The 8,109-nt window shown below is 62.2% G+C and carries 10 protein-coding genes and 2 tRNA genes; 8 read left to right on the plus strand and 4 right to left on the minus strand.

Annotation, left to right across the window (positions count from 1 at the left end):
* Together AC628_RS38755 and chpT are read right to left on the minus strand one after the other, a co-directional pair.
* Positions 1-147, minus strand: a 147-nt coding sequence (locus AC628_RS38755; protein ID WP_143202039.1) for an Hpt domain-containing protein, incomplete at its 3' end; no start/stop codon positions are given.
* A 202-nt stretch (positions 148-349) separates the two neighbouring features.
* Entirely contained in the window at positions 350-997 is a 648-nt protein-coding gene (chpT, locus tag AC628_RS38760) for a histidine phosphotransferase ChpT (RefSeq protein WP_074131897.1), read from the minus strand.
* 151 nt (positions 998-1,148) lie between these two features.
* Here chpT and cysQ point away from each other — a divergent pair, with 151 nt between their 5' ends.
* Positions 1,149-1,973 carry a 3'(2'),5'-bisphosphate nucleotidase CysQ gene (cysQ, locus tag AC628_RS38765; RefSeq protein ID WP_074131898.1) on the plus strand — a complete coding sequence of 275 codons (825 nt, stop codon included), beginning with the start codon at positions 1,149-1,151 and terminating at the stop codon, positions 1,971-1,973.
* A 62-nt stretch (positions 1,974-2,035) separates the two neighbouring features.
* Here cysQ and AC628_RS38770 read toward each other — a convergent pair whose 3' ends face one another.
* Positions 2,036-2,500: a YHS domain-containing (seleno)protein gene (locus AC628_RS38770; protein ID WP_074131899.1), complete on the minus strand. Its 465-nt coding sequence runs from the start codon at positions 2,498-2,500 to the stop codon at positions 2,036-2,038.
* A 153-nt stretch (positions 2,501-2,653) separates the two neighbouring features.
* On the opposite strand from AC628_RS38770, the gene AC628_RS38775 reads away from it, so the two are divergent.
* The 4 genes from AC628_RS38775 to AC628_RS44520 all read left to right on the plus strand — a co-directional run bounded on the left by AC628_RS38775 (position 2,654) and on the right by AC628_RS44520 (position 5,219).
* Positions 2,654-3,259 (plus strand): DUF1134 domain-containing protein, encoded by a 606-nt coding sequence (locus tag AC628_RS38775; RefSeq protein WP_074131900.1) that lies wholly within the window; start codon positions 2,654-2,656, stop codon positions 3,257-3,259.
* A 143-nt stretch (positions 3,260-3,402) separates the two neighbouring features.
* Complete coding sequence (locus AC628_RS38780; protein WP_074131901.1) at positions 3,403-4,710, plus strand: coiled-coil domain-containing protein; 1,308 nt, start codon at positions 3,403-3,405, stop codon at positions 4,708-4,710.
* A gap of 113 nt (positions 4,711-4,823) precedes the next feature.
* A tRNA-Val gene (locus AC628_RS38785) sits at positions 4,824-4,898 on the plus strand.
* Positions 4,899-5,138: 240 nt separating this feature from the next.
* Positions 5,139-5,219: transfer RNA gene (locus tag AC628_RS44520), tRNA-Arg, on the plus strand.
* Positions 5,220-5,803: 584 nt separating this feature from the next.
* On the opposite strand, the gene AC628_RS38790 is transcribed toward AC628_RS44520, so the two are convergent.
* Positions 5,804-6,544, minus strand: coding sequence for a hypothetical protein (locus AC628_RS38790; RefSeq protein WP_074131902.1), 741 nt, complete (start codon positions 6,542-6,544; stop codon positions 5,804-5,806).
* A 157-nt stretch (positions 6,545-6,701) separates the two neighbouring features.
* Here AC628_RS38790 and AC628_RS38795 point away from each other — a divergent pair, with 157 nt between their 5' ends.
* From AC628_RS38795 to AC628_RS44945, 3 genes are all read left to right on the plus strand, one after another.
* Entirely contained in the window at positions 6,702-7,184 is a 483-nt protein-coding gene (locus tag AC628_RS38795; RefSeq protein ID WP_074131903.1) for a PH domain-containing protein, read from the plus strand.
* A 426-nt stretch (positions 7,185-7,610) separates the two neighbouring features.
* Complete coding sequence (locus AC628_RS45685) at positions 7,611-7,772, plus strand: hypothetical protein (RefSeq protein ID WP_245321547.1); 162 nt, start codon at positions 7,611-7,613, stop codon at positions 7,770-7,772.
* A gap of 105 nt (positions 7,773-7,877) precedes the next feature.
* A partial coding sequence (locus AC628_RS44945) for a hypothetical protein (RefSeq protein WP_210190321.1) occupies positions 7,878-8,109 on the plus strand: 232 nt, incomplete at its 3' end.

The raw sequence follows: 8,109 nt of genomic DNA on the forward strand, positions 1-8,109 counted from the left end.
GGTCCCCTTGATCGTGTGCACAAGGCGGAAAATGTTGTCCAGGATCTTCGCGTTGTTCGGATCCTGCTCGAACTGCACCAGCTGGTTGTCGACCGTATCCAGGCTCTCGCTGCTCTCCGTCAGGAACTCGCGCAACAGATCGTCCATGAAACCAACCTTCGAAAAACGCCGAAAACGCTGCGGCGCGCGACATCCACGCGCCTGACGGAACTTGGGTCAGCTTGTCCGCAAAGCGTTTAAGTTTGGTTGAGTAAATGGAAAAGAACGGGATCAACAAAGAGATAAGGCCGCGCGATTGAATCGCGCGGCCCGTCGTAACCTTTGATTAATGATGTTGCCGCAGCCGCGTTCAGGACGCTGCGATAATGACCTTGTCGCCGTCGAGCGCGAGCGTCACTTTCAAACCGCAGGCCTCAGCAAGGAGGCGCGTGTAATGCGGCTGCACGGCATGTGCGTCGACCGTGTTCGACGAGCTTGCATTGAGCAGGTCGACGATGTTTTGCGGCACGCGCGCATTGAGGCCCGCGGCCTGGATGCGGAAGCTCATGGTCTCGCCCTCGCCGACCGGATCGATGGTGAGCGTGCCGCCACGCGGGATGGTCTGCTGCGCGATGATCAGCATGTTGAGCAGCAGCTTGACCCGGTTCTTGGGCAGCAGCAGCCGCGGCAGATTCCAGGTCAGCGTCACCTTGCCGTCCTCGATGTGCCCCTTCGCCATGTTCTGGGCATCGCCGAGGTCGATCTGCGCGCCGGAGGAACCGGCGGCACCGAATGCCAGCCGGCAGAACTGCAGCCGCGCCGACGCGGTCTTGGCGCTCTTGCGGATCAGATCGAGCGCGAAGTCGCGATCTTCGGGCTTCGGATTGTCGTCAAGGACCTCAAGCCCATTGACGATCGCGCCCACCGGACTGATGAGATCGTGACAGACCCGCGAGCACAACAGCGCCGCGAGCTCGAGCGCATCGGGAGCGGGACCGGGAGACGAAGTGCCAGACATCAATTGTTTCCTGGAAAGCCGCACGCCGACCGAGGAGTGCGAATCACGCATGCCTGTCGGCTTGATACACCGGGCAGACGGATGCTGCCAGCTTGCGGCGGGGCTGGCATCATGATCTCAGGGGAAGACGAACAGGATATGAGAGCCGCCCATGAATAAGGCACAATCGCCCGCCCTCGACTGCGACAAGGCCGCCACGCTGCTCGACCAGCTGACCGAGCTCGTGATCCGCGCCGGCGAGGCGATTCTTGCGGTCAATCGTTCCGCCATGAATGTGACCGGCAAGAGCGACGGCTCGCCGGTCACCGAAGCCGATCTCGCCGCCGACCACGTCATCGTCGAAGGGCTGACGCGGCTGGCGCCGCATGTGTCGCTGCTGTCGGAGGAGCGCGTCCATCTGGCGACGCCACCCTACAAGAACAGTTTCTTCCTGATCGATCCGCTCGACGGCACCAAGGAGTTCGTCGCCGGCCGCAACGAGTTCACCGTCAATGTGGCGCTGGTCACGCACGGCATGCCGCTGCTCGGCATCGTCGGTGCGCCGGCGCTCGGATTGATCTGGCGCGGCATCGTCGGCAAGGGCGCGGAGCGATTGACATTGCAGGGCGGCGCGGCTTCGCACGCCGTGCCGATCAGGACCCGTCCCTGCCCGCCGCGCGGCGCGCCCTGGACCGTTGCGGTCAGCCGTTCACATGGTGATGCGCGCACCGAAGCCTTCATCGACGAACGCGGCGGCGCAGTCCGCGCCGTGCTGGGATCGGCGGTCAAGTTCGGCCGCGTCGCCGAGGGTGCGGTCGACATCTACCCGCGCCTCTCGCCAACCTCCGAATGGGATGTGGCGGCCGGTCACGCGGTGGTCGTTGCGGCCGGCGGCAAGGTGACCGATTCGCACGGGCACCCCCTGCATTTCGGGCTCGGCCGCGAGGATTTTCTGGTGCCGGAATTCATTGCCTGGGGCGACCCCGCCGCGGCCTAAAGCATGATCCGGAAAAGTGCGAAGCGGTTTTCCGAAAGGATCATGCTCAAACAAGGAGCTGACTACTGCGCGAGATCTTCTTCCAGCTCCGGCCAGCGCGCCGCGGCTTCCTTCAGGAAGCGCGCGGGATCGGCGGCGAAGGCATCGCGGCTGTGTTCCCGGTTGAACAGATAGAGCCTGTTCCCGACGACGACCCAGAATCGCGGATTGCCGGCGCAGGTCACGCCCCGCACCAGATCGGTCGGATCGTAGCCGCCGAACTGCGGACCATAGATTTCAGGATGCGCCACGAACGAAGCGCGGTTGCCTTCGTTGCGGAAGCGCCAGATCGCGCCGCTTTCGGCGGCCTCGAATTCGGGCTGCCCCTGGGTGGCGGCAGCGTCGGTGAAATAGGCGACCGGATCGAATCCCTCGATCGCAAGGCCAGAGTAGCGGTTCGTCACCACGCGCTCGGTCGTGGTCGCCTGAACGGGCAAAGCATGGCAGATGGCCGCCAAAATGCCCGCCAACAGGCCGAAAAACGCCATGCCCCGGCACGATCCATATCTTTCCTGCCGTTGTGCCGTCATAGTTGATACCGATAACATCCGAGTCGAGGGGACACCGGGCGCAACCTAGAGCCGTGCCTGTTGGCATCAGGTTAAAGGGCAGCGCCCGGATTTCGATAGCAGGGGTTCTTAATGACTTTCGCATCACGCCTTGCCGCGGTCGCGTTTGCCGCGCTGATGTGCTGGAGCGCAGGGGCGTTCGCGCAGCAGCCCCCACCACCGCAATATCCGCCGCCGCAGCGTGAACCGACCCCGTATACTTACGGGCCCGACGAGCTGGTCGGCGCCGGCCACAAGTTCTTCGGCAACGTCTCGCGCGGGCTCGCCTCCGTGATCGAGCGCGCGGTCAGCCAATGGGGTCTGCCCAACGGTTATGTGCTCGGCGAGGAAGGCTCCGGCGCGTTCGTCGCCGGACTGCGCTACGGCGAAGGCACGCTCTACACCAAGAACGCCGGCGACCTCAGGGTCTATTGGCAGGGTCCCTCGGTCGGCTTCGACTGGGGCGGCGACGGCGCCCGCACCATGACGCTGGTCTACAACCTGCCTTCGACGCAGGCGATCTATCAGCGCTTCGTCGGCATCGACGGCTCCGCCTATATCGTCGGCGGCTTCGGCATGACGGCGCTGACCGCCAACAACATCGTGCTGGTCCCGATTCGCTCGGGCATCGGCCTGCGGCTCGGCGCCAGCGTCGGCTATCTGAAATACACCCCGCGCGCGACCTGGAACCCGTTCTAGGTCGCTGCATCGAACGAGTCTTTAGCGCCAAGCGCTCCGGCACGGTTAGCGATTCACCTTAACGCGGCAAACGGGCTGGCCTTTGGCCGGCCCGGCGTGGCATTGTGATTAACAAATTCCTTCTTTCTTTGGAGTGACCCTTCATGATCGAGCCGATCATGTACGCGGCGATCGGTTTCCTGATCTCGATGCTGTGCGGCCTGATGATCGTCCCCCTGGTGCATAACCGGGCGGTGCGGCTGACCACGCGCCGGATGGAGGCGGCCACCCCGCTGTCGATGGCCGAGATCCAGGCCGACAAGGACCAGCTCCGCGCCGAATTCGCCATGTCGGCCCGCCGGCTCGAGATGAGCGTCGACCAGCTCAAGAGCAAGACCACGAGCCAGCTCGCCGAGCTCGGCAAGAAGACCGACGCGATCAACCGCATGAAGATCGAGCTGGGCGAGAAGAACGCCGCGATCTTCGCGATGGAGGCGCGCGAGAAGGCGATGAAGGAGCAGCTTCGCGCCACCGAGGAGGAGTTCGGCGCCAAGACCGAGCTGCTGCGCACCGCCGAGCAGGCGCTGACCGACAAGCAGGGCGAGCTTGGCAGGATCAACGCCGAGCTCAACGACCGCTCGATGGCCGCCGACAGCCGCCAGGTCGAACTGGTCGCGGTGCGGACCCAGGTCGAGGAGTTGAAGAACCGGGTCGGCGATGCCGCCAGGGAGTTCGCGGCCACCGAGGCCCGCCTCGCCCAGGAGCGCAGCCAGTCGGAAACCGTGACGCGCGATCTCACCGACGCGCGCGGCCGGGTCGAGAACCTGAGCCAGCGCGTCACCGACCTCGACCGCCAGCTGATCGTCCAGGTCAAGGAGGCCGAGATGCTCGGCAACCGCGTCAGCGACCTCGAGACGCGGCTTGCGACCCAGGGCAAGCTGCTCGCCGAGCGTGAATTCGAGAACAGCCAGCTCAAGCAGGCCAACGCGACAGCCGAGCGGACGGTGCAGGAGCTGCGCGAGGAGATCGCCGCGGCAGGCGGCGGCAAATCGTCCGTGCTCGAGAAACTGCGCCAGGAGAAGGCCGCGGTCGAGGAACAGCTGCGCACAGCCCGCGACGAACGCGGCAAGCTGCAGCGCGACATCAACGCGATCCAGCAGCAGGCCGAGAGCTCCTGGGCGACCGAGCGGATGGAGAACGCGCTGCTGCGCGAACGCATCAACGACATCGCGGCCGAAGTGGCCAAGCTCGCGATCCAGCTCGAGGGCCCCAATTCGGCGATCGAGGCCATGCTGGCGGCGGAGCCGACCGTGCCGGCCAAGATCGCCTCGCAGCCCGCCGCCAAGCCCGCCAACGGTGCCGCAAACGGCGTCTCGCCGGGCAGCGGGATGCCCGAAGGCGGCGGCACGCTCGCCGAACGCATCCGGGCGCTGCAGTCACACGCCTCCCGCGCCCGTCAGCAGGGCGCCTGATTTACGCAGGGTTTGGCTTGACACCCCTACCCGGCACTTCGTAAATCGCACGCTCTGACGAAGCGCCTTTATCGACCGGCCACCGACCAGCGGCCTTTGGCACGTCATATCCCGGACGCATAGCTCAGCGGGAGAGCGTTCCCTTCACACGGGAGAGGTCCAAGGTTCGATCCCTTGTGCGTCCACCATTAATCCAAACAAATCAATAGGTTGCAGACCTTGTTCCCTTGATGCGTGCCCAGAAATAGCTGGGGCACAACGGGGACACACATCACACCTGTCGCGAGATTGCCAAAAACGCTCAACGAAGAAGACTCAACGGCACAGTTGAGTTTGTGGTGGCTCGGAGGGCATCGCATTTGCAGCGATTTCAATGATTTACCGAAAGCGGCGAATAGGGAACATTTCCGGCGTTTGCCTTTTGGACAGGCGCTCAAACCGCCGCCGAACGGCCGAGTAGCGGATTTCTACTCCGCGGGTTGCAGGTTCGAATCCTGCCGGGATCGCCAACAAAAATCGCGAAGCATCAAAGAGATTTACCGCTTTTTGCCGCAGTTTTCCGACGCGCTAGGACGAGAACATTTGCGGGACATTGCGGGTGTTTGCCGGCATTGGAGGCACCGAATCCCCGGAGTAATCCCCGGAGCAATTTCGCTCTGCGAGACGGCTCGCAGCATTTCAGAGATCGGCTTGCAGAACACCCGTCCGCTGCACAGTATTGAGCGGCCATGGGATCGAGATCTCGCGAATACCTATTCGGAACGTCGGCTCGGCATCTGGCCGTGCAGGCCAAAGAGACGCGCAAGAAAGCCGATGCCGTTGCGTGCCAGGCGTGGAACGCGCGCATGCAAGCGTTCCAGGGACCGGCCCAGCCCTCGCCGGCGATCGGCGATGCGCTCAACGCCGGGTACCGTCGTTGAAAAGTCTCATTCGCAAATCGAATGCGTTCCTGAAATGGCAAACAAAAGCAGGTTTAAGCGCTTAAAAGAGGCTTTGGCGCAGATTGCCAACACCCGCGGCTTTGTTGTCCCGCCAAACCCGCCGACTCAGCCAAACCCGTAAAACTCCGCTTGGGCCCCTGAAGGTTGGCGATCTATTCCTTGATCGGACGGCGCCCGATCTTCGAAGTGAGCTCGGCGATGCGCTTGCTGTCTCTCGCCTTTATCGCCTTTCGCAGTTCCTTGAGATCGCCTTCGCTGAATCCCTGATCTGATTGGCGCTTGCGTGGTTGGGCCACCACGGGCTGATCAACCGCTCGCTTGGTGGCGCCGCTAGGCTTCGAAGGGCCTAAGTCGACAACGTCATCCCACTTGGAGAGCCCCTTCACTAACGGCGGCCGCGGTTTTGGCGGCCGCTTCAACTCCTCTAAGGTCTTGATCCCGTCTTGAATCACATCCTCTGAGTATTTCCCTCCAAAATGCGGCTCTTCGCCAAGGATCTTATGCGCCGCCAGGCGCAGCGCACCTTTGACGATGACGTCCATCCCGTGTTCGCGGATCCAATGACGGTGACGCCAATCGTCGTCAGAGTAATCGGGCTCTGTCGTAGGAACGCGAAGTATCTCTTGAAGCTCGACGACACTGACCCCGCGGCCCATCACGTCTCGAAACTTATTGAGTGCATCGAGGAAATCGACAAGGCGACGCATGAGGTAAATCGACTCGGTTTCGCTGCCAGCCATTGTGCGCAGCAGTGCAGCAGAGAAGCCGGAAAGCGTCCGCTCAACATCACTCTTTGCCCAGTCACGAGCGCGCTGCTCTTCATACTCTCGCTCTTGCTTCTCGCGCTCTTCCTTGCCGGGCCCGTCGCCGTCGATGACCTTGAAATCAGGCATTCTGCCCTCCCCGGATGTTGGTCGATCCTCTCGCGGCAGGCGTCCTTAGGCAAGGCGTTTAGGTGCCCGGAAATGTGACGGTCGGTCACTGAAGTGCCCCTTCGCTTGCGCTCGCTCAACTGTTGCGATTGGATTGCTGGTGGGAGGCACTGCATCGATGAAATATATTGATCGCGTATTGGGGCCTAACGAAGAGATCGTCTACGAGACGGGCTTGCACTGGATAATATTCGCGACTCCCATGGCGGTCTTAGCTATTGCCGCGTTCGCCGCGGCCGACCTGGGTGCCAGAAAGAGCACCGTTGCCGGTTTTGTGTTCTTCGCGTTCGGTACAGTCGGTGTGATCGCCCTTGTGAAAGCGTTCATCCGTTGGGCTACCACGGAAATTGCTGTCACCACCCATCGCATCGTTTTAAAGCGAGGTCTCATTGCCCGCGACACTATCGAAATCAACTTCAACCGCATCGAAGGACTGGACGTCAAGCAGACAGTCCTGGGTCGCATCTTTGATTTTGGAACTGTCGTCGTGCGTGGCACCGGAGTAGGCTTACAGCCGATGCGCGACATTTCTGCTCCGATCGAGCTGCGCAAAGCTGCGTTCGGCGATTTGGCAACGAGCCCCCGTGTAGCCCAGAGGTGAGCGATGCGGCCTCTCGGCAAACTGTAGTTCGAGAGGCCAGCCGCAAGCGCCGGCTCGTCAAGGGACCCGAGGAATTCCAGAAGGTGCGACGCGCCCGGAATCGGAAATGAACATCGCCGGGACCAGATGGCGCCGGCTGATCGAGATCGGGTTGAAGGCGTGTCCCGGCGGCAATCCACGAAGCCTAGCGAGCAGCTAGGTTCCACCCACCATCAATCGGTCAAGGCTCCGTCCGCGACACCGCCCCCGCGATTCGATGGCATGACCCCTGCATTAGATTTCCTGCTGGGGATTCAGTGTCCCAGGAATAGACGCCGTTACGCGGTGTATTTTTGAGACGGCGCCCCGGATCAATGGGGAGGTATCGTTGAATAGTCAGCACCTCAGAAGGCTAGGTTCCTCGTTCGGACAGGAGGCACCGGCTGGATGGTCTACGATCGAGAACTCAAGGGGCCGGCGCAATTGGAAAAGGGTGGCCGGTTCGCGGAGAAGCTGACGAAGGAACAGGCTGACAATCTAAGGCAGATGCTGACGGATTCCCTGCCACCGCCGCCTGCGGGCAAGCGTCGCGCCGCGCGTTCCGAGTAAATTGCATTGTTGTCCACAGTGTGGATTACGCCAGACCGCGCGGGCGTGAATCGCCGTACCGTAGGCTTCAGGAGTATGACTCCATGGGCCTCGGACCCGTCGCGAATGGCAGGCTATGCTTTGGCGGCCTACATGGGCCGCGCGGCGTTAATCGAGCTCCCGCCTGACAATTGGAAATACAACGTATTCCGGTTTCGCGAATGCAAGAGCGGCACCATTTCCAAAACCGATTGCGCGGCACCCGTGGATCTATTTCGAGCTGAGAAGATCGCAACTGTCCCGGACCGATTACATCATGACTGCCGCTTTTGCGGAGTGAAGCTCACCCTCGTCAGAA

Origin of the sequence: Bradyrhizobium sp. NAS96.2 (genome assembly GCF_001908235.1) — a bacterium.
Classification (GTDB): Bacteria; Pseudomonadota; Alphaproteobacteria; order Rhizobiales; family Xanthobacteraceae; genus Bradyrhizobium.